Here is a 25,286-nt window from a genome sequence, read left to right as displayed (position 1 = left end):
GCCAAGGAGGTACAAGAGATGGTAAAGGTATATATAGTAGAAGATGATGAGGTAATTCGCGACACAATTCGTAAACATTTAAGCAAATGGGGATTTGAAATAGGTGTGGTAGATGATTTTAATAATATTTTACAAGAATTTTTAGCTTTTGAACCCCAATTGGTTATTTTGGATGTGAATTTGCCTTTCTTTGACGGATTTTATTGGTGTAATCAAATCCGGGAAGTTTCTAATGTACCGATTATCTTTTTATCTTCCCGTAATTCACGAATGGATCAAATTATGGGAATGAATATGGGAGCAGATTATTACATTGAGAAGCCAGTTGATTTAGATGTTTTAATGGCTCGGATTAACGCACTACTCAGACGGACTTACTCCTATGCAGATTTAGAAGAAGCAAACGTAATGGAACATAACAATGTCTTCCTGCATATTGACACAAACACTTTAACCCATCTAGAAGATAAAATCGAATTAACTAAAAATGAGTTTCTGATTTTATATGAACTCATGAAACAAAAAGGAAGCATTGTAAGCCGAGATGAGATTATGCGTGCACTTTGGGAAGATGAAAGCTTTGTCGATGATAATACACTTACAGTTAATGTCGTTCGGATTCGTAAAAAACTAGCAGAAATCGGGCTAGATGAATTTATTAAAACGAAAAAAGGGCAAGGCTATATGATTGAGTGATTACTAACAGGAAGATAGCGCTAAATGAATGGCGTCCTTCCTGTTTTTCGTAAATAAGGAGGAGTTAACATGAAAATACTCGTATTCGGTGGTACACGTTTTTTTGGAAAGAAATTAGTAGAGCGCCTAGTTGCAGCGGGACATGATGTTACGATAGGCACTAGAGGGAAGACGAAAGACGATTTTGGTAATGCAGTGAAACATGTTGTGTTAAATCGCGAATCTAGGGATGATTTGTTTCAATTAGCGAAAGAAAATTGGGATGTTATTTACGATAATATTTGTTTCTCACCGCGGGAAGCACTTTATGCTGTGGATGCTTTTAAAGGAAAAGTAAAACGATACATATTTACCTCTTCTTTATCGGTGTATAGTCAAAAAGGGCGTGCCTTAGTAGAAGAAGACTTCAATCCAAATCATTATGAAATTGTTATTGGTGATAAAGAAGATTTTGATTACGGAGAAGGGAAGCGTTTGTCGGAAGCTATATTTTTCCAAAAAGCGTCTTTTCCAGTCGTGGCAGTTCGTTTTCCGATTGTACTTGGAACGGACGATTATACGAAACGTCTGCATTTCCATTTGGAACATATCAAAAACCAACAAGAAATTGGTATAAGTAATGGTCAGGCCGAAATTGGCTTTATTACTTCAGATGAAGCTGCACGTTTCTTAGAATGGGTTGGTGTATCCTCTGAAATTACTGGACCAATCAATGCTGCATCCAATGGAACCTACTCTTTAAATGGTTTCATCAATATGCTTGAAGCAAAAACGGGACAGAATGCGATTGTAGAAGAAGTAACAGATGATAAAGACGATTCCCCATTTGGAATTGAAAAAACGTATTATCTTGATAACACAAAGGCGACGGAGGCAGGTTTTAGATTCGACGATTTACAAGCGTGGTTACCTGAACTCGTGACAGCAATTTTAAAAGAAAATTAATTTGGAGGCAAACAAACATTATGTTGAATTTTGAAGAAAAAAAAGCATTAATAGAGTCAATTAGTGGTTTTGAACTGCATGAAATTTCAATGGACCGTGTGAACGTACACTATCCAGCAAGCAAGCGTGATAAAAAAATCATCGTCAAACACTTACATCCGAATGGTAATGCTTTTATTTACGCACCGTTCTTAGAAGTAGAGCCGCTGGATAAACAAGGCTATGTTAACGTAAAAGATTACTCGGAAAATGAAATTCGCGTGCTATTAGAGGAAGCAAAAGAATATATGGACAAAGATGAAGCTGGTTATAAAGAAGGACTTACCAAAATATATCAAGATAATAGGGGCGACAAACTATCACTTGTTTATGAAAATGAGATGTGGGTTGTTTATACAGGTGAAAATTTGGAAGCTGTTTTTCCAACAATTGAAGGGGCAGAAGGATACTTACTTGACGAAGGCTTTTTTGAAGTATAATTAACGGAGGCGAAATTGCGTGGAGAATTTAAAACAACTGCAAGAGCGTATAGCAGTCAGTGATGGACGGGCGAATGCAGATTTAGTTATTGTAAATGGACGAATTATCAATGTTTTTTCCGGAGAAATTATCGAAGGAGACATTGCCATTAAAAACGGTTATATTGCTGGAATTGGTCATTTTCCTAAAGCTGACAAAGTAATCGATGCGGCAGGAGAGTTTATCGTTCCTGGTTTTATTGATGCGCATGTCCATGTAGAAAGCGCGATGGTGACACCAGCTGAGTTTGCCCGTGTCCTTTTACCAAATGGCGTTACAACCATTATTACCGATCCACATGAAATTGCGAATGTGGCCGGTGAAAGAGGGATTGAATTTATGCTAGAGAATGCGGAAGGTGTGCCACTGGATATGTTTGTGATGCTTCCATCCTCTGTCCCAGCAACAGAGGGTGAGCATAATGGTGTAACACTCCATGCAGAAAAACTTCACCCGCTTTATTCCCATGAAAAAGTAATTGGCCTTGCTGAAGTGATGGATTTTCCATCTGTAGCAAAAGGAAGTGCAGATATTTTAACGAAGATTATCGATGCTAAAAAAGAAGGCGGTCGGATTGATGGACATGGGGCAGGATTAACTAGCGCTGATTTGAACAACTATTTAGCTGCTGGTATTCGGACAGATCACGAGAGTACTAGTGCAACCGAAGCGATTGATCGGTTGCGAGCTGGCATGTTTGTGATGCTTCGCGAAGGGACAGTGGGTCGCGACTTACTTGCGACAATTCCAGCAGTGACATCAAAAAATAGCCATCGTTTCTGCTTTTGTACCGATGATAAACTAATTAATGATTTAATCACCGAAGGCTCAATTAATTATAATATCCGTCTAGCAATTGAAAATGGAATAGAGCCAATCACAGCGATTCAAATGGCGACAATCAATGCGGCAAATTGTCATAATCTGCCATACTTAGGGGCAGTTGCAGCTGGATATCAAGCAGACATTGTTTTTCTAAAAGATTTACAAACGGTGGAAATATCTAAAGTGTTAAAAAATGGTAGCGTAGTAGTCGAAAATGGTGTTAGAAATGAAACGGCCTTTCAGCAACAAAAAACCACACAATTTGTATCGCCAAAAATCAACCATCACTTAACACAAAAAGAGTTAGAACTTCCGCTCAAAAAAGCGACTTGTTATGTCATTGGCATGCAACCAAATAGCTTATTTACCAAAAAACTAATAGAAGAAGTTAGCATTCAAGCTGGTTTGTTTGTGCCATCGATAAGTAAAGACTTACTCAAGATGGCTGTAGTGGAACGACATCATGACACAGGTCACATTGGTGTAGGTATTGTGAAAGGGTTCGGCTTAACGGAAGGTGCAATTGCCACTACTGTCGCACATGATTCGCATAATATTGTCGCAGTTGGAGTAACCGATGAAGCGATGGAAGCCGCAATTAACCATGTAACAAGTTGTGGTGGTGGTATAGCGGTAGTAGATGCTTCTGGAAAAGTGTTACACGATTTAGCTTTACCAATTGCTGGGCTGTTAAGTGATCGTTCTTTTGAGGAAGTGGAAGAGGATTTGGCAGGGCTCTTAAAAGCATTTCAACAAATCAGCCAAGCGACGGGATTCGATCCATTTTTAACTTTATCATTTTTAACATTACCAGTTATTCCTGAATTAAAATTAACCGATCAAGGTTTATTCGACTTTGCAACCTTCCAAATTATCCCGAATGAAGTAAACTAATGAAAGTGAGGCAATCAATATGAATTGGTGGAATTATATTAAAGATAAACGATTTTTCTTATTGTTTTTTTGTAGTATTATGTTTTTTGTCGGAGTCCTCATTTCCATCGATCCTAACAGCAAACTAACACTAGGTAATTTCATTTATTTATATATCTTTGTTTTTGTTTTCTTACTGGCTTACCTTGTGTTAGGCTATTTCTTTAAATACAGTTACTGGCGTGAAATGGAAGAGCTTGTAAGTGGAGAAATGGAAGAAAATATTATTGAACTTTTACCAAAACCAAGAACCCGAGAGCAAGCCTTTTTTAATCAATTGATGGCAAAAAAACATCGGGAAGAGCTGCGGACTATAAGCAAATTGCAAGATAAGCAGCAAGAATATCATGACTTTATTTTATATTGGGTGCATGAAGTGAAAACACCAGTTGTCGCAAGCAAAATGTTAATCAATAACCCTGATTTAAATGATACTAAAACTATTTTTCAGCAAATTGATGAAGAACTAACAACGATTGATAAACTGGTTATGCAAGCACTCTATTTTTCTCGGCTAGACACTTTTTCCAAAGACTATTTCATTCAAGAACAAAACCTTGGCGCAGTGGTTCGAGAATCTGTGAAACGGCATTCAAAGCTTTTTATCGGGAAGAAAATGAAACTTGATTTGCAAGATGTCGATATCGATGTACGGACGGATAGTAAGTGGCTTGGTTTTATACTCGATCAAGTTATATCTAATGCCTTGAAATACACCGAAGAAAGTGGCGAAATAAAAATTTGGTGTGATACAGAAACAACCGGCAAAAAAGTACTTCATATCAAAGACAATGGTCGCGGAATTAAAGAGGAAGATTTGCCACGAGTTTTTGAGCAAGGCTTTACAGGTAACATCGGCCGACAAGAAAAGAAAGCCACTGGCATGGGACTTTATCTTGCAAAACAAATGGCTAAAAAATTAGGTCACGAAATTTGTATTGAGTCAAAAAGCGAACAAGGTACAGAAGTAAAATTGTACTTTGAACAAAAAGATGATTATTTATTAATTGCAAAAGAATAGTCAAAAGCAGTAAACAAAAAAGCGTTCTTTGTTTGCTGCTTTTTTATGTAAAAAATGGTTGACTATGTCGCTTTGTCGTGGTAGAGTATTAGCAAGAAGAAGTAAAAGCGTTGAATAGAATAAGTAGAGCGTGATTCTTTTAAAAGAGAGTCCTTGGTTGGTGCGAAAGGATAAAGATAGCGTTATCGAACACATCTAGGAGCTGGTTTGCTGAAAAGTCATAAGTAGGTGAATTCGGGAAAGCCCGTTATAGCTTGTTAGTCTAGCACTAACGGAGGCTGGTACTGTGAAGTATTAGTAAATTGAGGTGGAACCACGTGAATATTATTCTCGTCCTCTTGGCAGTTTGATGCCAGGAGGACGAGATTTTTTTATGTAAAAAGGAGCGAATTTAAATGGACTATATTATGGAAATTTTACCAGCATTACTTGATGGAGTAAAAACAACCTTGTTAGTTTTTGCCGTGACCCTTGTTTGTTCGATTCCCTTAGGTGCGGTGGTGGCAGTTGGGAATGTCAGTAAAATTGCACCACTGAAGTTTATTTTAAATATTTACATTTGGATTATGCGGGGAACGCCACTACTTTTACAATTAATTTTTATTTATTATGGTTTGCCAATAATTGGTATTGTTTTCGATCGGATGGATGCTGTCTTTCTTGCCTTTATTTTAAATTATGCTGCGTACTTTGCAGAAATCTTTCGTGGCGGATTTTTATCCATCGAAAATGGTCAATATGAAAGTGCCAAAGTTCTTGGCCTAACCTATGCGCAAACCCTCAGGAAAATAGTTTTACCGCAAGTAGTTAAACGAGTACTTCCAGCAATTGGGAATGAGGTCATTAATCTAGTAAAAAATTCTTCTTTAGTTTATATTCTTGGAATTGGCGACTTACTTCGAGCAGGGAAAATTGCGATGAGTAGAGATGTTACCTTAATTCCACTCGTATTAGTTGCAGCTATTTACTTAGCATTAACCGCTATTTTAACGGTACTATTCAAACAACTGGAAAAACGTTTTAGTTATTATAAATGAGGTGAAAAAATGTTGGAAATTAAAAACTTAACAAAGAAATTTGATCAAAAAATAATTTTAGATAATGTTAATCTATCCCTAAAAGATGGCGAGATTCTTTCCATTGTAGGTCCTTCTGGCGGTGGGAAAACAACTTTACTGCGCTGTATTAGCGGACTTGAAAAAATGGATTCGGGCGAGATTTTGATTGACGGGGAAAAAATTGATCCAATGTCTAGAAAAGATGTTGAAAATACAATTGGCGTTGTTTTTCAAGAATTTCACTTATTTCCTCATTTAAGTGTGATGGATAATTTGATTTTAGCTCCAACGCTTGCTCGGAAAACAAAAAAAGACATGGCAAAAAAAGAAGCAGAACGTCTACTCGGTCTACTTGATTTAGCTGATAAAGCAGATAGCATGCCGTATCAATTATCTGGCGGGCAAAAACAACGAGTTGCCATTGCTAGGGCGCTGGCAATGAATCCCAAGGTATTGCTCTTTGATGAACCAACTTCCGCGTTAGACCCCGATTTACGTGATCATGTCGCATCACTAATTTTAAGTTTAAAAAAAGTTGGTATTACGCAAATCATTGTTACTCATGACCATGCCTTTGCTGAAAAAGTAGCCGATCAAATGCTAGAAGTGGAACCACTAAAAAAGGAGGCAATATAAATGAAAAAAGGATTACTAATAGCTGTCATTGCAATTATCTCATTAACGCTTGTAGCTTGCGGGAATAGTGAATCAAAAGAAGACCAGTGGAATCGAATCAAAAAAGATAAAGAAGTCGTGATTGGTTTAGATGATAGTTTTGTACCCATGGGCTTTCGTGATAAAGAGGATAATTTAGTTGGTTTTGATATTGATTTGGCTAAAGCAGTTTTTGCGGAATATGGGATTAAAGTCAAGTTCACACCGATTGATTGGACAATGAAAGAATCAGAATTGAAAAATGGCTCGATTGATTTGATTTGGAATGGATATACAGTAACGGATGCTAGAAAGAAAAAAGTCGCTTTTAGTAACCCTTACATGAAAAATGAACAAGTGCTAGTAACACTCAAATCAAGTAATATTACCAAATTTAGTGATATGAAAGATAAAACACTAGGCGCTCAAAACGGAGCAAGTTCCATTGATGACATGGCGAAGAAACCAGAAGTTTTAACGGATATTATTACAAACAATGAACCAGAATTATATGATACTTTTGATGTCGCATTTATTGATTTGAACAACAAACGAATGGATGGTTTAATAATTGATGAAGTTTATGCACGTTATTATATTGATAAACAAAAAAATAAAGATGATTATAACATCGTAACAGGTGGTTTTGATGCAACAGATTTCGCTGTCGGTATGCGTAAAAGTGATAAGAAACTACAAACTAAAGTAAATGATGCTTTCCAAACATTGTATAAGGAAGGGAAAATGCAAGAAATTAGTAAAAAATGGTTTGGTGATGATGAAATCGCGAAACAATAGCTAGATTGACAGTAGGTTTAAGTTCCTATACAATTTGAGTTATAAATGTCGCAGCCGAATATCCGACCGTGCCAGACAGAAGGGATGAAGTTTGTTGAATAAAGAATTGATTGTTCGTGGAGCTCCGCAAGAATATTTATGTCAAGTAGGTGCATGGGATACACTACCTGTCCACTTAGAACGTCGTGGATTAAAAAATGTATTAATTGTTCGTGGTAACGCATCTTGGGAAGTTGCAAAGCAAAAATTCCCAACACTATCAGCCGTTACATCCACTTTTGAAACATATAACGGTGCTTCTACATATGAGGAACGTGATCGTCTGGTAGCGATAATGAAATCTAATAATATGGATGCTATCATTGCGGTTGGTGGCGGGAAGGTAGCTGATGTATCGAAAGCGGCAGCCGCAGTTTTACGCTTACCAGTCATTATTTTACCGACACTTGCTTCTACATGTGCAGCTTATACTCCACTTAGCGTTATGTATGACGTTGAAGGAGCGATGATTCGTTATGACGTTTTTGCTAGTAGCAATGCGTTACTACTAATTGATCCAGAAATGATTCTTGATTCGCCAAAAGAATTACTCGTTGCGGGTATTGGCGACACGCTGGCAAAATGGTATGAAGCGGATGTTATTATTCAATCTCTTAAGGTGAAATCGGTGGAAATAGAAATTGCCCATATTGCTGCCAAAATGTGTCATGATAATTTACTGAATTTTAGTGAAGAAGCGCTTTTAGCAATGGATAAACAAGAACTTAATGAAGCCTTTATCAAAATTATTGAAACGAATATTTTAGTTGGTGGAATGGTTGGTGGTTTTGGGGATGACTACGGTCGCTGTGCAGGTGCGCACTCGATTCATGATGCACTAACCATGGTTCCAGAAACACACCATTTACTTCACGGAAATAAAGTTGCCTATGGTATTTTAGTCCAACTGGTTATCGAAAATAGATGGGACGAAATGGAACGATTATTACCGTTTTATTCCAAACTCGGCTTACCTACTAGTTTGTATGATATGGGACTTGCGACACTTTCTGAGGATACACTAATTGCTGTTGCTCGGCGTGCCACAGAAGATCATGAAACAATTCATATGATGCCAGGCGCGATGACACCAACTGTTGTTTTAAATGCGATGAAACAGTTAGAAGATAGTATGGCGATGAAGCGAGTGAATAAGTAAAAATGATTATTCGAATGGAACAACCTAAAGACTATCAAGCAATTCGTCATTTGAATGAACAAGCTTTTAAGGGATCAGTCGAAGCAGACTTAATTGAGAAAATCCGTGATTCAGAGCATTATCAACCTGGCCTATCCCTTGTTGCAGAAGCAGAAGACGGAAGCATTGTTGGCTATATTATGTTTAGTGAGATTTCACTTCAAACAGAAAATAAGAGTAGGTTTATTTTAGGGTTAGCACCACTCGCTGTTCTTCCTGAGTTTCAAGGGAGTCGAATTGGCTCCAGACTAATGGAAGAAGGTATTCGTTTATCACGCGAAAAAGCTTATCCGGCCGTTGCTGTGCTCGGACATGCTGATTATTATCCGCGATTTGGCTTTATAACTTCGGAAACATTTGGTATTCCTGCCCCTTTTGATGTACCTGCAGAATATTATATGTTATTAGAATTATATGATGGTAGCTTAGAAAATCTGCAAGGTACGATTCAATATCCAGAAGCATTTACTGCTAACGACTAATTAGAAAAGAACGAAATAATAAAGGAACGGAACAAATTCTCAGAAGGGGATAGGTTCCGTTTTTTTGTGGTAATAATTCCAACTGAACGCCGCAGCTCCTTATCTTGTAAAGCAATACTTTTCGTTTCTTTAAAAATGGCACCATCCAAAATCATCTCTGGTAGAATGCTAATGCCAAGACCAGCACCTACTAAGCCTTGGATTGTATAAAAATCGCGACTTTGAAAAGCAATTTCTGGTTCGAACCCTTTTTTGATAGCTGTGTTTGTAACAATTTTATATAAATCAAAGTCTTCAGGATAGAGTACGAATTTTTCCTTTGCAAGTTCTTTGAGCGAGACATTAAAATTTTCCGCAAGGGGGTGCGTTTTGGGAACGATTAATTTGAGCTTTTCATCAAAGAAACGAACAGCTTCCATTTGGTCATCTGATTCTGGAACGGGAGATAGAAAAGTCATATCTAGTACACCGCTAATAAGCATTTCAGTGAGTTCTTCATTGGTCCCTTCCATAAATTGGTAAGTAATCTGTGGATATTTTTCTCGAAAAGCAGAAATAACGGAAGGCAATACTTTGGTGGAAAGCGAATTTGGTAAACCAACCCGGACAGTTCCTTTAGCAGGATCAATGTATTCAGTGACGAGAGCTTCGGCTTTTTGTAACTCGTTTAAAGCAATGGTGGCTTGATTTAAGAAGTCTTGACCGACACTTGTTAGTTGCATATTTCGGCCAATTCGGTCAAATAAAGGTACACCAAGTTCTTCTTCTAATTTAGTTATCTGTCTACTAACGGCAGATTGGGCTACGTGTAAATTCTCGCTGGCTTTGGTCATATGCTCGACGCGGGCTACTTCCATAAAATACTTTAACTGTCTAAGTTCCATTCTGTACCTCCGATTGTTCTCAAAATGAGATTGTTTTGTTCTATTATATATATTGTTTCGATAAATGAAAAGGAATAAAATAGATACTACAAGAAATGTAAGGTAAGCTGAATCGCAAGTTAATTGTCAGTTAATTTGTACAATTCTCACGATAAACGGTTGGAGGATTCGGTTTTGAAGAGGAGGAACTAGGATGAAACAAACTAATTTACCGAAAAAGCACGGTCTGTATAATCCGGAAAATGAGCACGATGCTTGTGGAATTGGATTTGTGGCTAATATTAAAAAGATTTCTTCTCATAAAATTGTGGAGCAAGGTATCCATATGCTTTGCCAATTAAAACATCGTGGTGGAGAAGTTGGTGGAGATACGGGCGACGGGGCTGGTATTTTACTTGAAATTTCTGACTCTTTCTTTCGACGCGAATGTGCTAAGCTAGGTATCGAACTACCTGAAAAATATCATTATGCAGTAGGAATGTTTAATTTTCCGCAGAATAAAACCGAACGAGAGCTTCTTATGGAAGAAGCGGAAAAACTAATTTCGGCAGAAGGACAGCACTTTTTAGGCTGGCGCAAGTTGCCAACAGATGTGACTAAAGTCGGAGCTGGTGCTAGAAAAACGGAACCAGCCATTTACCAATTATTTGTCCAAAAAAACGAAGCATTAAATGAAGCTGAATTTGAACGGGCGCTTTATTTGATTAGAAAGCAAATTGAGAAATTCGCAAGCAACTCAGAAAAAATCACCGAAACTTTCTACGTTCCAAGTTTATCTACTAGAACAATTATTTTCAAAGGAATGCTACTTCCAGAACAAATTAATCAATATTATTTAGATTTAGCTAATCCGGCTTATGTATCAGCTTTTGCCCTAGTGCATTCACGTTTTTCAACCAATACTTTCCCAAGTTGGGAACGTGCGCATCCGTATCGTTATTTAATTCATAATGGGGAAATCAATACGCAACGTGGCAATGTCAATTGGATGAAAGCAAGAGAAAAACGAGCGGAATCCGATGTTTTTGGCGATAATCTAACTAAATTATTACCAATTATTGATGAAAGTGGTAGTGATTCAGCGACACTTGATAATGCTTTGGAGTTTTTAGTGCAATCCGGTCGTTCGTTGCCTCATGCAGCAATGATGCTTATTCCCGAACCGTGGGATAAGAATCCACATATGACTGATCCAAAACGAGCTTTTTATGAGTATCATAGTACACTTATGGAACCATGGGACGGACCAACTTCTATTTCCTTTACGAACGGTCGTGTTATTGGAACGATTTTAGATAGAAATGGATTACGACCAGCACGCTATTATGAAACAAAAGACCATACAATTATTTACTCCTCTGAAACCGGGGTAGTGCCAGTGGATTCAAGAGAGATTATCCGAAAAGAAACAGTTGGCGCTGGCACAATGCTGCTGATTGATTTAGAAGAAGGTCGAATTGTCACAGATAAAGAACTAAAAGATAATTTAACAACCGAAAAACCGTATCGTAAATGGTTAAATACTGAAATGACAGAAATAGCTGATTTAGTAACTGCTGATTTACACTACGAATCAATGGATAAATCTGTACGCTTTAAAAAACAACGGGCATTTGGCTATACGCAAGACGAACTAAATAAAATATTGATTCCGATGGTAACCGAGAAAAAAGATCCAATGGGGGCAATGGGTTATGATGCGCCACTAGCTGTTTTAAGTCAGCGCCCACAAGTACTATTCAATTACTTTAAACAACTTTTTGCTCAAGTAACCAATCCGCCAATTGATGGAATTCGTGAAGAAACAGTAATTTCTGCCATGACGCTTCTTGGCGATGAAGGAAACATTTTAAATCCCACTGCGAAAAATGCTAACCGGATTCGCTTGAAAACACCCATTTTATCGCGAAGAGAATTTGCCGCGTTGCTAGTTCAAACAAAATTTGCCAAACCAACTGCCACTTTGCCGATGTTATTTAAAGCAGAGGAACGAGATACGTTAGATGTTAGGCTGACACAACTATTTGCAGAAGCGGATAAAAAAATTGCGGCTGGAGCAGAACTAATAGTGCTAACGGATGATGATATAAATAAGGACTTGATTGGTATTCCATCTTTACTTGCTATAAGTGGTTTACATCATCATCTTGTTAAAGCTGGAACGAGAACAAAAGTGAGCCTTGTCATAAAAACAGCGGAAGCAAGAGATGTTCATCAATGTGCGCTTTTAATTGGATACGGAGCAGACGCTGTTTTCCCGAGCCTGGCAATTGATACATTTGCCGGTTTGATTCAAGAAGGGCGAATGAAAGGATTTTCCCTTGATGAAGCAGAAAGCCGTTATATCGAAGCAATCACGGATGGAATTTTGAAAATCATGTCCAAGATGGGTATCTCGACTGTCCAAAGTTATCGAGGTGCGCAAATTTTTGAAGCGATTGGAATTGGGGACGATGTTATAGCTAATTACTTCCCAGGAACGGCTTCTCAGATTGGTGGAATTCCGCTGGACGTTATCGCCCAAGAAGCTTGGTTGCGTCACCGGGAAGCATATCATGATATTGGCTACCAAAGTTTTACATTAAATACAGGTGGCGAATACCAATGGCGTTCAAACGGCGAATACCATGTGTATAATCCACTGGCAATCCATTCATTACAACAAGCAACAAGAGAAAATGACCGGGAAACGTATAATCTTTATTCTGATTTAATGCAAAACCAAAGTAATGCCTTTTTAAGAGGGCTATTAACTTTCACTAGTGATCGGAAGCCAATTCCATTGGACGAGGTGGAGCCGGCAGAGGTGATTTTCAAACGTTTCAAGTCAGGTGCAATGTCTTATGGGTCCATTAGTCAAGAAGCTCATGAGGCGCTTGCTATCGCGATGAACCGGATTGGCGGGAAAAGTAATAGCGGAGAAGGTGGAGAGAACCCAAATCGTTTTAAACCAGATGCAAATGGCGACTGGCGTAGAAGCGCGATTAAGCAAATTGCATCCGGTCGTTTTGGTGTGACAAGTCATTACTTGGTGAATGCCGAAGAGTTGCAAATTAAAATGGCGCAAGGTGCAAAACCCGGTGAAGGTGGTCATTTACCAGGAAATAAAGTGTATCCGTGGATTTCGAAAACACGTGGCTCGACGACTGGAGTTGGGCTCATTTCGCCACCTCCACATCATGATATTTATTCGATTGAAGACTTGTCACAACTGATTTTTGACTTAAAAAATGCCAATCAAAATGCGCGCATCAATGTCAAACTTGTTTCAAAAACAGGGATTGGAACGATTGCAGCTGGCGTGGCGAAAGGAAATGCAGATGTTATTTTAGTTAGTGGTTATGAAGGTGGAACTGGCGCGGCGGCAAGAACGAGTATTCGCCATGCGGGTGTCCCGTGGGAAATTGGACTAGCTGAAACGCACCAAACTCTTCTTCTGAATGGCTTGCGTAACAAAGTGGTCGTGGAGACAGACGGAAAACTAATGACTGGTAAAGATGTATTAGTTGCGGCTATGCTCGGTGCAGAAGAGTTTGGTTTTGCGACAGCTCCTCTTGTAACGCTCGGCTGTGTGATGATGCGTGTGTGCCACTTAGATACATGTCCGGTTGGTGTCGCGACTCAAAATCCGGAACTTCGCAAAAAATTTAGTGGTTCTGCGGATTATGTAGTAAATTTCTTCCATTTCATAGTGGCAGAAATGCGAGAAATGATGGCTGAACTCGGCTTTAGAAGTTTGAAAGAAGTCATCGGTCATAAAGAATTTTTAACCACCCACGAGAAAAAAGAAACACACTGGAAAGCAAAGTATATTGATTTTTCGAAGATGCTTTATAGTGACGATTTTTATAAAAACCAAGTTCAATACTGTACGAAACAGCAAGACCACAAAATCGAGCAAACACTAGATATGCGTGAAATTGTTCCATTAATTAAGCCGGCTTTAGATAACGCGGAAAAAGTAACTGGATCCTTCGATGTTCGCAACGTTGACCGTGCTATTGGAACGATTGCTGGTTCGTTTATTAGCAAGAAGTACGGAGCGGTAGGGCTTCCAGAAGATACCATATCGCTTGATTTTACTGGTTCAGCTGGCCAAAGTTTTGGCGCTTATACGCCACTTGGGATGACACTCAGAATTCACGGGGATGCCAATGATTACTTTGGTAAAGGACTATCGGGAGGTAAACTAATCGTAAGCCCAGATGAGAAAACGCCTATTAATCCACATGATTCAGCGATAGTCGGCAATGTAACCCTTTACGGAGCAACTGGTGGAGAAGCCTATATGCATGGTCGTGCAGGTGCGCGGTTTGCAGTAAGAAATAGTGGAGCGACCGCAGTTGTTGAAGGCATTGGCGATAATGGTTGTGAATATATGACAGGCGGGGCAGTAGTTGTCCTTGGCGAAATTGGCGAGAATTTTGCAGCTGGAATGTCTGGTGGAATTGCTTATCTTTACACGACTAATAAACCAAGCACCCAAGCGAAAATTAATCATGAGCTAGTGACGAGTCGAGCGATTTCTTCCGTAACAGAATTAGCAAAACTGAAGCAATTAATCGAACAACATGCCAACTTAACAGGAAGTGAATTTGCCAAAACAATTCTCACTAACTGGGAAATAGAAAAAGCTAACTTTCTTTTCGTTATTCCAAATGAATATGAAATGATGCTTACACGAATTGAAACGTTAGAACAGGCAGGACAAACGCATGACGAAGCTGAATTACAAGCCTTTTATGAACATAAAGATGGAAAAATAATTGCCGCTGTGGTGAAATAGGGAGGAGTGAAAACATGGGAAAAGCAACTGGATTTATGGAATATGATCGGATTCCTTCGCCAGGACGTGATCCGAAAAGCCGAACGCGCGATTGGAATGAATATAGTTTACCAATGCCGGCAGCGGATTTAACGATACAAGCAGCCAGGTGTATGGATTGTGGTGTTCCTTTTTGCAGCGTCGGAATGGAAATAAAAAATGGCGTATCAGGTTGTCCGCTGCATAATTTAATTCCAGAGTGGAACGATGCAGTATACCGTGGTGATTGGTATGAAGCATTGCAACTACTCTTAAAAACGAATAATTTTCCGGAATTTACAGGACGGATTTGTCCCGCACCATGTGAAGGTGCTTGTACAGTCGCAATTTCTGAACCAGCAGTAGGAATTAAATCTATTGAAAAAGCGATTATTGACCGCGGTTTTGAAGAAGGCTGGATTAAACCATCCCCTCCGAAACACCGTACTGGTAAACGAATTGCAGTTATCGGTTCTGGCCCAGCAGGTTTAGCGTGTGCAGATCAACTGAATCAAGCAGGACATAGTGTTACCGTATTTGAAAAAAGTGATCGTGTTGGTGGCTTGCTTATGTACGGAATCCCGACAATGAAACTAGAAAAAGAACAAGTAACCCGTAGAGTGAATTTGATGGCAGAAGAAGGGATTGAGTTTATTACAGGTGTTGCAGCAGGTAGTGATATTAGTTTCGCTGAATTACGTAGCGAGTATGATTCTGTCGTTCTTGCAACTGGAGCTGGTAACGCACGCGATATTCCACTTGCTGGACGTGATGCAAAAGGGATTCATTTCGCTGTTCCATATTTAACGCAAAGTACACGTGATAATTTAGATAACGGCGGCGTTCAAACTCTTTCAGCAAAAGGTAAAAATGTCGTTATTATTGGTGGCGGAGATACAGGTGCGGATTGTGTGGCAACTGCCCTTAGACAAGGTGCGAAAAGTATTTATCAATTTGGGATTCAAGATAAATTGCCAGAATTAAGAAAAAGCGAAAACCCGTGGCCTCAGTATCCGCGCGTTTTTAAAATGGACTATGCGCACGAAGAAGCAGTAGCGGTTTACGGAAAAGACCCACGTGAATATCTCATTAATACAACTGCATTTGAAAAAGATGAAGCAGGCAACCTCATTGGTCTTCATACAGTAGAAGTAGTAGAAGACACGGCCACAAGAAAATACACACCAGTCGAGGGTAGCGAGAAATTTTTCGAAGTAGATATGGTGCTTATTGCCATCGGATTTGCCGGAACGACAGAAGATATTTTTACTAATTTTGGTGTAAACAAAACAGACCGTCACACCATCGACGCAGCAAAAGGATTTTATCGCACAAATGAAGAAGGTGTCTTCGCTTGTGGTGATGCTCGTCATGGTCAAAGTTTAGTTGTAACAGCTATCGCAGAAGGTCGTGAAGCTGCTAGGGAAGTGGACTTTTACTTGATGGGAGAAACTTTTTTACCATAATAAAACAAAAAGCTTATTCGACTGCCCGAATAAGCTTTTTGTTTGTCAATTATTTCATTCCAGAAACATTGAAACCTTTTAAAATATACTTTTGGAAAATCATAAATATCAAGATAATCGGAATAACCATGAATGTTGCCCCAGCCATTTGAAGTGCGTAATTGCTGCCATATTGTCCTTTTAAAAGTTGTAAGCCAACTGATAAGGTATAGAACTTCTCGTCATTAGCAATAATTAATGGCCATAAGAAGGAATTCCAGCCAGCGATAAAGGTAAGAATTCCTTGCACCGCGAGAACGGGGCGAGAAATCGGAATGATAATCCGCCAGAAAATGTAAAACTCACTCGCACCATCCAGTCGAGCTGCTTCCAATAAATCGTCTGAAATTGTCGACATAAATTGCCGGAATAAGAAAATCCCAAAGGCGCCAACTAGTCCTGGAAGCACAATCCCTGTCATTGTATTCGTAAGTCCAGCTGCATTTAATAGCAAGTAAACTGGGATCATCGTTACTTGTCCAGGAATCATCATCGTTGCAAGGACAAGATAGAATAGTTTGTTTTTCCCTTTAAACTTAAATTTCGCAAAACCATAACCAGCCATCGCGTTTAAAAACAATCCGAAGAAGGAGAAGAAAACAATAATTAAGGTATTTTTTAAGTAGATAGCAAAGTCCATCTCTGTAAATAATTTCGTGAAATTATCAAGGGTAAATGTTTCTGGCCAAATCGTTGGCGGGATTTTTAAAATTTCAGCATCCGTTTTTAAAGAGGAGAGAACCATCCAAATGAACGGTAAAATCATAAAGAATCCGCCAACCGTCAAAATGGCAATTACGGCAATTTTAGAGCCACGCGATTTTTGCTTATATTGATTCATGTATAAAAACTCCTCTCTTAAATATCCCCGCCATTATTTTTGCGCTGGATTCGGAATTGGATAAGCGTGATAATAATAATCGCGATAAACAATATAAACGATCCGGCAGCGGCATAACCAAATTTACTAAGTTGGAAACCGTTTTGATAGATGAAGAGGGCGACGGAATTCGTGCTATCCAGTGGTCCGCCTTCTGTCATAACAAATGGTTCCTCGAAGAATTGCAGCCAACCAATCATTGTTGTAACCGTTACGAAGAATATCGCAAAACGAAGCATTGGAACGGTAATTTTAAATAACTGCTGTCGACTATTTGCTCCGTCAAGGGAGGCCGCTTCATAGTATTCTTTGGGAATGCCTTGAAGTGCTGCTAAGAAAATAATCATATTAACACCGATTGCACGCCATACAGCCAGCACAATCAAGGAAAGCTTTGCGATAGTAGGGTCTTGCAGCCACGGGACAGGTCCTAAATCTAGGAAAGAAAGTAAGTAGTTAAGTAAACCGAACCGTGGATTATATAAGTAACTCCAAACAACTGCCACAGCGACAACGTTTGTAATCGAAGGAGTGTAGAAAATTAAGCGGAAAAATTGGAAAATCTTTGCTTGTGAAAAGTTAATCATAAGAGCAATACCAAGCGAACAAATAATAACAAGCGGAACCCCGATAATAACATAGAAGAGTGTATTAAAAATGGATTTTAAAAATACCGGGTCTTGCATAATATTGACGTAATTATCAAAACCAATAAAGTTAATCTTTGAATAGTCCGCGAGCCCAACTAAATCAATATCAGTAAAACTAATAACGAAAGCAAGCATAATTGGTAGGAGCGAAAACAGAAGAAGTAAAAATAGTGCTGGCGAAATAAACAAATAGGGTGTGTTTTTATTTAAAAATTGTTTCATAACATCAGTTCCATTCTAAAAGGGCAAATAGCTGTGCTACCTATATTTGCCCTTTTTATTCGTTATTTTTTAAGAAGCGTTTCTACTTGATCGTTAAAGGTATCCATTTGTGTTTGTACATCCGCACCACCACGATAAATTTGTTCCCAAGATTTACCGTATAGTTGAGCAATTTCTTCAAACTGAGGAATTAGCGGCATTGGTTCAGCTGTTTTCATTTGTTCGCCGAATACTTTATAGTAAGGGTCGTTTTTGAGCATATCATCTTCCCATGCATCCATACGAGCAGGCATCGAGTTCGTATCTTTTAACCAAGAAAGTTGCACGTCAGGTTGGCTCATGTAATCCATGAATTTCAAAGCATCTTCTTTTTTATCACTATATTTGAAAATAGAAAGATTGGCTCCACCAAGACTAGACATGTTATTTTCCTTTTTAGGTAAAACCGCAGTTGCCCATTTGCCGTCAATATCAGGTGCCGTGTCTTTTAATGTATTAACCATCCAAGGGCCACTCATGAACATTGGAACGATACCGTCACCGCCAAAACTTTGAGAAGCATCTAAACCAAGATCAGTATCAGGAGCTGAACCGTTTTTAATGAAGCTGTCTAGGTAAGAAACAGCACCAACAAAAGGCGCTTTATTGAAAACTGGTTGGTCATTTTTATCAAACAAAGGAGAACCATTTTGACGACCGAAAATGAAACCAGTCGTTTGTTCATTAGGATCTACTGCGAATCCATACATATCTTTGCCGCGTTTGGAAAGTTTTAAAGCAGCATCTGATAGTTCATCCCAAGTTTTTGGCGCTTCAGCGTAACCAACTTTTTTCAGTAAATCAGTACGATAGAAGAGCACGCGGGTTTCTGCATACCATGGAACACCATAAGTCTTTCCATCAAATTGAGTTGTTTTCACTGAACCAGGGAAAAACAAGTCGGAATTCATATTTTTACTTTTTTCTACATCTTTTGTAATATCCAGTAATGCACCAGCTTCGACAAATTCAGGCATCCACGTTGTACCCATTTGGACAACATCAGGACCAGATTTGGAAGCTACCGCAGTCAGTAACTTGTCATGTGCGTTTGCCCAAGGAATAACTTGAACTTTTACTTCAATGCCCGTTTCTTTTGTGAATTTCAGTGCTAGCTCTTTTAAAGATTTGGCTTCATCTCCCATAGCCCAAACATTTAATACTTTAGAATCGCTTGAATTTGCATCATCTTTTGACCCACACGCCATAAGAACTAAACTAAGTGATAACAACAAAGCTAATAGTGCAAACATCTTTTTTTTCATGATTTTTCCTCCATTTTTTGGTTTTTTTCAAAACAACTCTTTATGACTGAAGTATATGAAATAAAACAAGTTGTACGGAACAAAGCTTGCTACGTACGGGGAAAAACAAATTGTGAAAACTAATTCACATACTGAATATTCTATAGAAACGTTTCGACAAGGTTATTATAGTATATAATGTAATCGGTTTCAAGTGAATTGCAGAAACTTTTTTCTGTTTATCACTTAATACTATGCATACCAATGGTTTTAAAGAGAGTTTATTTTCCATATGTAATTTTTGAGAAAACGGGATAGTATAGAAGAAACTGATAAAAGTCGATTATTATTTATGTGAAATGCTTTTTCTATTGACTAAAGAAAAGAAAGCGCTTATACTGTTGTTATATTTGAATAGAAACGTTTCGAAAAATGTGTTCAGGAGGTTCCTATGAAACAAGAAAATTTAACCGCTTTATTGACGGAAATGACGTTAGATGAAAAAATTGCTCAATGTTTGCAATTATCTCCTTTTCTTTTTAAAGGAGCAAAGAAAAACGCCGAATTGACAGGGCCGGTGCTTCAAGAAATGAAATTAACAGACGCTCATACTGAAAATGCAGGTTCCGTTCTTGGGTCGAGTTCAGCAGAAGATATGCTCGGAATTCAAGAAACTTATTTAAAAACAAATCGACTAGGAATCCCGCTGATTTTTATGGCGGATGTCATTCATGGTTATAAAACTGTTTTTCCAATTCCACTTGCGCTTGGTTGTTCGTTTGACCGAGAAACCGTGCGGACGATGGCGGAGGTTGCAGCACTTGAGGCTACTGCGGACGGGCATCATGTCACTTTTTCACCGATGCTTGATTTAGTACGTGACCCTAGATGGGGCCGCGTGATGGAATCCACTGGGGAAGATCCATTTTTAAATAGTGAGTTAGGAAAAGCGATGGTTGCCGGGTATCAAGGTGATGCTAGCAAACTTCATGAAAATAAAGCGAACCTTGCTGCTTGCGTAAAACATTTTGCGGCATACGGAGCAGCTGAGGCAGGACTTGAATATAATACGGTAAATATGTCCACGCGCGAACTATATCAAAATTATTTACCGGCATACGAGGCAGCGATTCATGCGGGAGCAAAACTTGTCATGACTGCTTTTAATGTGGTAGATGGCGTTCCAGCGACAATGAACAAATGGTTAAATCGAGACGTTTTACGACAAGGAATGAATTTTGATGGAGTATTAATTTCTGATTGGGGTGCGGTTGCCGAAGTAATTAACCACGGAACTGCAAGAAATCCAGCAGAAGCCGCCCAGTTTTCAATGGAAGCTGGCGTTGATATGGAAATGATGACCACTTGCTATATCCATGAATTAAAAGGGTTGATTGAAGCGAATAAATTATCCGAAAGTTTAGTAGATGAAGCAGTTTCACGTATTTTACAATTAAAAAACGACTTAGGACTTTTTGAGGATCCGTATCGTGGTTTGAAAGGAAAATCGCGTCAAACGGATATTTTAACTCCTGAAAATCGCCGGAAATCACGGGAAGCAGGCTTGGAATCTGCTGTTTTACTAGAAAATAAACAGCAAATATTGCCGCTCGCTGAGACGACTAAAATTGCGCTAATTGGTCCGCTTGCTACTTCAAACGATATTCTTGGCGGATGGAATGTTTACGGGGACGAAAAAGACGGCATTAACGTTGAAACAGGCTTGCTGGAAGTCTTTTCTGAATTAACTACTGTAAGCACTGACTACACCACACTTACAGCAGAAAATAAAGCTGAAATTGAAAAAGCAATCCAGTCAGCAGAAGTTGTGGTGCTTGCGTTAGGTGAAAAGAATGAATGGGGCGGTGAAGCGGGAAGCCTTGCTACAATCCGTTTACCAGAATCACAATATGATTTAGCGAAGTATGCACAGTCGTTTGGCAAACCAGTTGTAATCACGCTTTTTAATGGCAGACCGCTAGAAGTAAAAGAATTGGCTGAAGCAAGTGACGCGCTGTTAGAATTATGGTTTCCAGGAACGGAAGCAGGTCGGGTAACGGCAGATTTATTAGTCGGCAAAAGCAATCCTTCTGGTAAATTATCAATGTCATTCCCACAAACCACAGGACAAATTCCGGTTTACTACAATCATTTACGAACCGGTCGACCACAAACAGAAGCAAACAAAGGCGAACGTTATGTTTCTCACTATCTTGATATTCCAAATGAACCTTATTATCCATTCGGTTACGGAAAAAGCTATAGTGAATTCGAGTGGAAAACAGCTGAATTGCCCAAACAAATCCAACTAGGTGAGCCACTAGAAGTGAAAGTGACCTTGAAAAATAAAAGTGGTATCGCAGGAAAAGAAGTGATTCAAATTTACTTACAAGATGTAACAGCTACTATTTCACGTCCTGTAAAAGAACTAAAAGCATTTGAAAAAGTAGCGCTTCAACCAGGTGAGGAAAAAACAGTTGCTTTTGAATTAACAAGTGAGGCATTTTCTTTCTATAACCATCAATTAGAAAAAGTGCAGGAACCCGGATTGCACCGAATTTTTGTTGGAACAAGTAGTGAAGAAGTGGATACTTTTGAACTGGAAGTGGGGGAAGTCTAGTGACAAAATTAATCGAAATAAAGCAAGTGAATTTTACTGCTGCTTTTCATCAACAAGGGCAGTTAGCGTGGATGAAATTAAATGATATCATGTTAAATCAAGTCATCCAAAATCCGTTAGAAAATAGATTGTCACAAATTTATGTGCGCGAACACCAAAAAAACAACATTGTAGCCTATCCTTTATTAAATGAAGGAGCAGATGTTGCTTTTAGTGAAACTGGTGTTAGTTATCAAGGTGAAGTGGGTCCTTTTAGCTTTAACGTGCAAATGCAATTTCATCCTCAAGGTTGGTTTTATGATGTACAAGTGGAGGGAGAAGCTGAATTTGATTTAATTTATTTACAAGATTTAGGACTGGCAGAACAAGCAGCAGTGAGAACAAATGAAGCTTATATGTCTCAGTATATTGATTATCATGTAACAGAAGATGAGGCAGGTTTCACTATCCAAGCTCGTCAAAATCAACCACAAAACAATCAATTCCCGGCCATCCAAATGGGCGCTTCCACTAAAATTATTGGCTATGCAACAGACGGATTTGATATATACGGAACAAATTATAAGTTAACGAATCAATTAGCAGCTTTAACAGAAGCAGACTTGCCCAATCGGGTCTATCAGTATGAATTTGCCCAAATCACTTTACAAACAGAAAAATTCCAAAGCAGTGGAGCAACAACTTTTTATGGCTATGTAACAGAAAATCAACCAGTAGCTTCTGGTGCCAAACACGAAAACATAATGAAGTTAAAAGCACCACAAGCAGAAACGGACTACAGAACAGTCAATAAAATAACCCGCAAAAAAAACATCGCAACGCCAATTACTGGAGAACCAGTTTCAGAAAATTGGTTACAAGCGAAATTTCCAGACCGCATTCAAGAAGAAAAGCAAGACGGCACTATTTTATCCTTTTTTACACCTAACTATGCCCATGTAGTAACCCGCGAAAAAGAAGCGCAACTTGAACGCCCTCATGGTAGCATTTTACTTGATAAAGTGAATCTGTTAAATCCAGAAACGACACTTTCGGCGACCACTTATATGTATGGTGCCTTTTTATCTCAACTCGTTGCAGGGAATACGAACATGAATAAATGGAATAGCCATGCGCGAAATCCGCTTAACATTCTTCAAACAAGTGGAGTACGAATTTATTTAGAGCAAGACTCAAAACTCAGATTACTAGGGGTACCTTCTGTTTGGGAGACAGGGACGAACTACTCCACCTGGTATTATCAATTAGCGGATGATCTTATTACCGTTCAAACCACTTTGACAACAGCAAGTAAGGAAGCCTATGTTACTGTGAAGTCAGAACAGGGACGAGCATATAAACTTGTTTTAACGAACCAAGTTACTATGGGTACGAACGAATATGACACGACTGTTAAAAAGGTTATCGAGGATAATGTGGTTATTTATTATCCAGCTAATGATTCCCCGATTTTAGCTACTTATCCTGCGCTTCGTTTCCGTGTAGATGGAAGCTACGAAATGGTAACGGATGAAAGTTATTTTGCAGAAGAATTTGTTGGGAAAGCGGGACTAGATGTCTTTGTATTTGAAGCAGCAAATCATGCAACTTTCCACGTTCAAGCTAAATTTACAGAAGAATTTGCTGAAATTCAGTCGGATTTAGAAGTGGCAATTAAAGAGATTCGTGCCAATTATGATGAAATAACAGCGCAGTTTCATTTGAATCATCCGAGCATGGCAGCAGAAAAATTAAATTTAACTGTATATTGGTATGCGCACCAAATGTTAGTTCATTATGCCTCTCCACACGGTTTGGAACAATATAGTGGCGCTGCTTGGGGAACTCGTGATGTCAGCCAAGGTCCATTCGAATTTTTCCTTGCGACTGGTAATAAAGCTGTTTTACGCAAGCTGATTTTAACGATTTATTCGCATCAATACAGGGACACTGGCGACTGGCCGCAGTGGTTTATGTTCGATAAATATACTACAATCCAACAAGAGGAAAGCCATGGTGATGTGATAGTTTGGCCGCTGAAGATTATTGGTGATTATTTGGAAATGACGGGTGATACTGAAATTTTAGAAGAAGAAATTCCTTTCGTGGACCGCACATCGAAAAATTTCACTAATGAAACAAGCACGCTGATGAAGCATATTGAATTAACCGTGCAGACAATTGAATCACGCTTTATGAAAGGAACAGCACTGTCAAATTATGGGGATGGTGACTGGGATGACACACTTCAACCAGCCAATGCACAGCTTAAGAAAAATATGGTTTCCAGTTGGACTGTAGCATTAACTTATCAAGCGTTCAAACGTCTAGCCAAATATTTACCAACAGGAGAGAAATTTGCCACTCTAGCGACTAGAGTACAAACGGATTTCGAACAATATATGATTGGTAAAACGGATGTCATTCCCGGTTTCCTTTATTTAGAAGAAGGAAAAGCACCGGTATGGATGATTCATCCAGAAGACAAGGATACGAATATTAAATATCGCTTAATTCCACTAACTAGGAGTGTCATCGCTGAACTAGTTAACAAAGAACAAGCACAGCGGAATTTTGATATTATCGACACACATTTACTCCATCCCGATGGTGTCAGATTAATGAGTGAACCAGCGCATTATGCTGGCGGGGTAAGCACTCATTTTAAACGCGCCGAGCAAGCAGCCAATTTTGGTAGAGAAGTTGGTTTGCAATATGTTCATGCGCATATTCGTTATATTGAATCACTAGCTAAAATAGGTGATACCAACGCATGGCACATGTTGGAGGTTATTAACCCAATCAATATTCAAGAAGTCGTCTCAAATGCAACGCTGCGCCAAAGTAATACTTATTTTAGTAGTTCTGATGCAGCCTTTTTAGATCGCTATCAGGCACAAAATGAGTTTTCACGCGTAAAAGAAGGTAGCATTCCGGTAAAAGGTGGTTGGCGTATTTATTCAAGTGGCCCCGGAATCTATTTGCACCAATTAATTAGTGCAGTGCTCGGTATTCGTCAAACAAAAGATACGTTTATTTTTGACCCAATTTTACCAGCAGAATTAAATGGTTTGGAGTGTCATCTCGAGCTGGATAATTATCCGCTAGACATTACCTTTGAACTTTCAGATGATGCAGGAATTTTAGTAGACGGTGAAAAACAACCATTAGAAAATGAAGCGAATCCATATCGAACTGGAGCAATCATTTTACCTAAAAAGAACTTAACGTCAAAATGTTCACAAGTTACTATTAAATTTCAAAAAAATAACCGTCTGTAAGGTTGTTTTG

18 protein-coding genes and 1 other annotated feature are annotated in these 25,286 nt (G+C 38.8%); of the genes, 14 read left to right on the top strand and 4 right to left on the bottom strand.

Annotated elements, in window-relative coordinates:
• Positions 1-18: 18 nt before the first annotated feature.
• The 10 genes from virR to CKV67_RS08915 all read left to right on the top strand — a co-directional run bounded on the left by virR (position 19) and on the right by CKV67_RS08915 (position 9,168).
• Positions 19-696: a two-component system response regulator VirR gene (gene virR, locus CKV67_RS08960; RefSeq protein WP_003748279.1), complete on the top strand. Its 678-nt coding sequence runs from the start codon at positions 19-21 to the stop codon at positions 694-696.
• Between the two features lie 69 nt (positions 697-765).
• Positions 766-1,641 (top strand): SDR family oxidoreductase, encoded by an 876-nt coding sequence (locus tag CKV67_RS08955; protein WP_014093101.1) that lies wholly within the window; start codon positions 766-768, stop codon positions 1,639-1,641.
• Positions 1,642-1,661: 20 nt separating this feature from the next.
• Positions 1,662-2,120 carry a hypothetical protein gene (locus tag CKV67_RS08950; RefSeq protein WP_014093100.1) on the top strand — a complete coding sequence of 153 codons (459 nt, stop codon included), beginning with the start codon at positions 1,662-1,664 and terminating at the stop codon, positions 2,118-2,120.
• Between the two features lie 19 nt (positions 2,121-2,139).
• Positions 2,140-3,879 (top strand): adenine deaminase, encoded by a 1,740-nt coding sequence (gene ade, locus CKV67_RS08945; protein ID WP_025279993.1) that lies wholly within the window; start codon positions 2,140-2,142, stop codon positions 3,877-3,879.
• 19 nt (positions 3,880-3,898) lie between these two features.
• Complete coding sequence (locus CKV67_RS08940; RefSeq protein ID WP_014093098.1) at positions 3,899-4,939, top strand: sensor histidine kinase; 1,041 nt, start codon at positions 3,899-3,901, stop codon at positions 4,937-4,939.
• A 101-nt stretch (positions 4,940-5,040) separates the two neighbouring features.
• Positions 5,041-5,280, top strand: a binding site (T-box leader).
• A 54-nt stretch (positions 5,281-5,334) separates the two neighbouring features.
• The gene (locus tag CKV67_RS08935) at positions 5,335-5,976 is read left to right on the top strand and encodes an amino acid ABC transporter permease (protein ID WP_025279992.1); all 642 of its coding nucleotides are present in this window, start codon (positions 5,335-5,337) and stop codon (positions 5,974-5,976) included.
• Positions 5,977-5,985: 9 nt separating this feature from the next.
• Positions 5,986-6,633, top strand: a complete 648-nt coding sequence (locus CKV67_RS08930) for an amino acid ABC transporter ATP-binding protein (RefSeq protein ID WP_014093096.1) — start codon at positions 5,986-5,988, stop codon at positions 6,631-6,633.
• Positions 6,634-7,449 (top strand): amino acid ABC transporter substrate-binding protein, encoded by an 816-nt coding sequence (locus CKV67_RS08925; protein ID WP_014093095.1) that lies wholly within the window; start codon positions 6,634-6,636, stop codon positions 7,447-7,449. It abuts the gene before it with no gap.
• A gap of 91 nt (positions 7,450-7,540) precedes the next feature.
• Positions 7,541-8,647 (top strand): iron-containing alcohol dehydrogenase family protein, encoded by a 1,107-nt coding sequence (locus CKV67_RS08920; protein ID WP_014093094.1) that lies wholly within the window; start codon positions 7,541-7,543, stop codon positions 8,645-8,647.
• Between the two features lie 2 nt (positions 8,648-8,649).
• Complete coding sequence (locus CKV67_RS08915; protein WP_014093093.1) at positions 8,650-9,168, top strand: GNAT family N-acetyltransferase; 519 nt, start codon at positions 8,650-8,652, stop codon at positions 9,166-9,168.
• On the opposite strand, the gene CKV67_RS08910 is transcribed toward CKV67_RS08915, so the two are convergent.
• Entirely contained in the window at positions 9,165-10,052 is an 888-nt protein-coding gene (locus tag CKV67_RS08910; protein WP_025279991.1) for a glutamate biosynthesis transcriptional regulator GltC, read from the bottom strand. The genes CKV67_RS08915 and CKV67_RS08910 overlap by 4 nt on opposite strands.
• Positions 10,053-10,245: 193 nt before the next feature.
• Here CKV67_RS08910 and gltB point away from each other — a divergent pair, with 193 nt between their 5' ends.
• Positions 10,246-14,838: a glutamate synthase large subunit gene (gene gltB, locus CKV67_RS08905; protein ID WP_014093091.1), complete on the top strand. Its 4,593-nt coding sequence runs from the start codon at positions 10,246-10,248 to the stop codon at positions 14,836-14,838.
• 14 nt (positions 14,839-14,852) lie between these two features.
• Positions 14,853-16,322, top strand: coding sequence for a glutamate synthase subunit beta (locus CKV67_RS08900; protein ID WP_014093090.1), 1,470 nt, complete (start codon positions 14,853-14,855; stop codon positions 16,320-16,322).
• 49 nt (positions 16,323-16,371) lie between these two features.
• Here CKV67_RS08900 and CKV67_RS08895 read toward each other — a convergent pair whose 3' ends face one another.
• The 3 genes from CKV67_RS08895 to CKV67_RS08885 all read right to left on the bottom strand — a co-directional run bounded on the left by CKV67_RS08895 (position 16,372) and on the right by CKV67_RS08885 (position 19,417).
• Entirely contained in the window at positions 16,372-17,202 is an 831-nt protein-coding gene (locus CKV67_RS08895; protein WP_003748256.1) for a carbohydrate ABC transporter permease, read from the bottom strand.
• Positions 17,203-17,219: 17 nt separating this feature from the next.
• A complete protein-coding gene (locus CKV67_RS08890; RefSeq protein WP_003720040.1) occupies positions 17,220-18,113 on the bottom strand; it encodes a carbohydrate ABC transporter permease in 894 nt (297 codons plus the stop codon).
• A gap of 62 nt (positions 18,114-18,175) precedes the next feature.
• Entirely contained in the window at positions 18,176-19,417 is a 1,242-nt protein-coding gene (locus CKV67_RS08885; RefSeq protein ID WP_014093089.1) for a sugar ABC transporter substrate-binding protein, read from the bottom strand.
• Positions 19,418-19,847: 430 nt separating this feature from the next.
• Between CKV67_RS08885 and bglX the strand changes: the two genes are divergently transcribed.
• Positions 19,848-22,016: a beta-glucosidase BglX gene (gene bglX, locus CKV67_RS08880; RefSeq protein WP_014093088.1), complete on the top strand. Its 2,169-nt coding sequence runs from the start codon at positions 19,848-19,850 to the stop codon at positions 22,014-22,016.
• Positions 22,016-25,276 (top strand): GH36-type glycosyl hydrolase domain-containing protein, encoded by a 3,261-nt coding sequence (locus tag CKV67_RS08875; RefSeq protein WP_025279990.1) that lies wholly within the window; start codon positions 22,016-22,018, stop codon positions 25,274-25,276. Before bglX ends, CKV67_RS08875 begins: the two co-directional genes overlap by 1 nt.
• Positions 25,277-25,286: the final 10 nt, after the last annotated feature.

Origin of the sequence: Listeria ivanovii subsp. ivanovii, from assembly GCF_900187025.1 — a bacterium.
GTDB lineage: Bacteria > Bacillota > Bacilli > Lactobacillales > Listeriaceae > Listeria > Listeria ivanovii.
This window is presented reverse-complemented; position numbering and strand designations above follow the sequence as displayed.

Coding starts and splice junctions, on each gene's coding strand:
- virR (WP_003748279.1), top strand. CDS start 19: ATGGTAAAGGTATATATAGTAGAAGATGATGAGGTAATTCGCGACACA.
- CKV67_RS08955 (WP_014093101.1), top strand. CDS start 766: ATGAAAATACTCGTATTCGGTGGTACACGTTTTTTTGGAAAGAAATTA.
- CKV67_RS08950 (WP_014093100.1), top strand. CDS start 1,662: ATGTTGAATTTTGAAGAAAAAAAAGCATTAATAGAGTCAATTAGTGGT.
- CKV67_RS08940 (WP_014093098.1), top strand. CDS start 3,899: ATGAATTGGTGGAATTATATTAAAGATAAACGATTTTTCTTATTGTTT.
- CKV67_RS08935 (WP_025279992.1), top strand. CDS start 5,335: ATGGACTATATTATGGAAATTTTACCAGCATTACTTGATGGAGTAAAA.
- CKV67_RS08930 (WP_014093096.1), top strand. CDS start 5,986: ATGTTGGAAATTAAAAACTTAACAAAGAAATTTGATCAAAAAATAATT.
- CKV67_RS08925 (WP_014093095.1), top strand. CDS start 6,634: ATGAAAAAAGGATTACTAATAGCTGTCATTGCAATTATCTCATTAACG.
- CKV67_RS08915 (WP_014093093.1), top strand. CDS start 8,650: ATGATTATTCGAATGGAACAACCTAAAGACTATCAAGCAATTCGTCAT.
- CKV67_RS08910 (WP_025279991.1), bottom strand. CDS start 10,052: ATGGAACTTAGACAGTTAAAGTATTTTATGGAAGTAGCCCGCGTCGAG.
- gltB (WP_014093091.1), top strand. CDS start 10,246: ATGAAACAAACTAATTTACCGAAAAAGCACGGTCTGTATAATCCGGAA.
- CKV67_RS08900 (WP_014093090.1), top strand. CDS start 14,853: ATGGGAAAAGCAACTGGATTTATGGAATATGATCGGATTCCTTCGCCA.
- CKV67_RS08895 (WP_003748256.1), bottom strand. CDS start 17,202: ATGAATCAATATAAGCAAAAATCGCGTGGCTCTAAAATTGCCGTAATT.
- CKV67_RS08890 (WP_003720040.1), bottom strand. CDS start 18,113: ATGAAACAATTTTTAAATAAAAACACACCCTATTTGTTTATTTCGCCA.
- CKV67_RS08885 (WP_014093089.1), bottom strand. CDS start 19,417: ATGAAAAAAAAGATGTTTGCACTATTAGCTTTGTTGTTATCACTTAGT.
- bglX (WP_014093088.1), top strand. CDS start 19,848: ATGAAACAAGAAAATTTAACCGCTTTATTGACGGAAATGACGTTAGAT.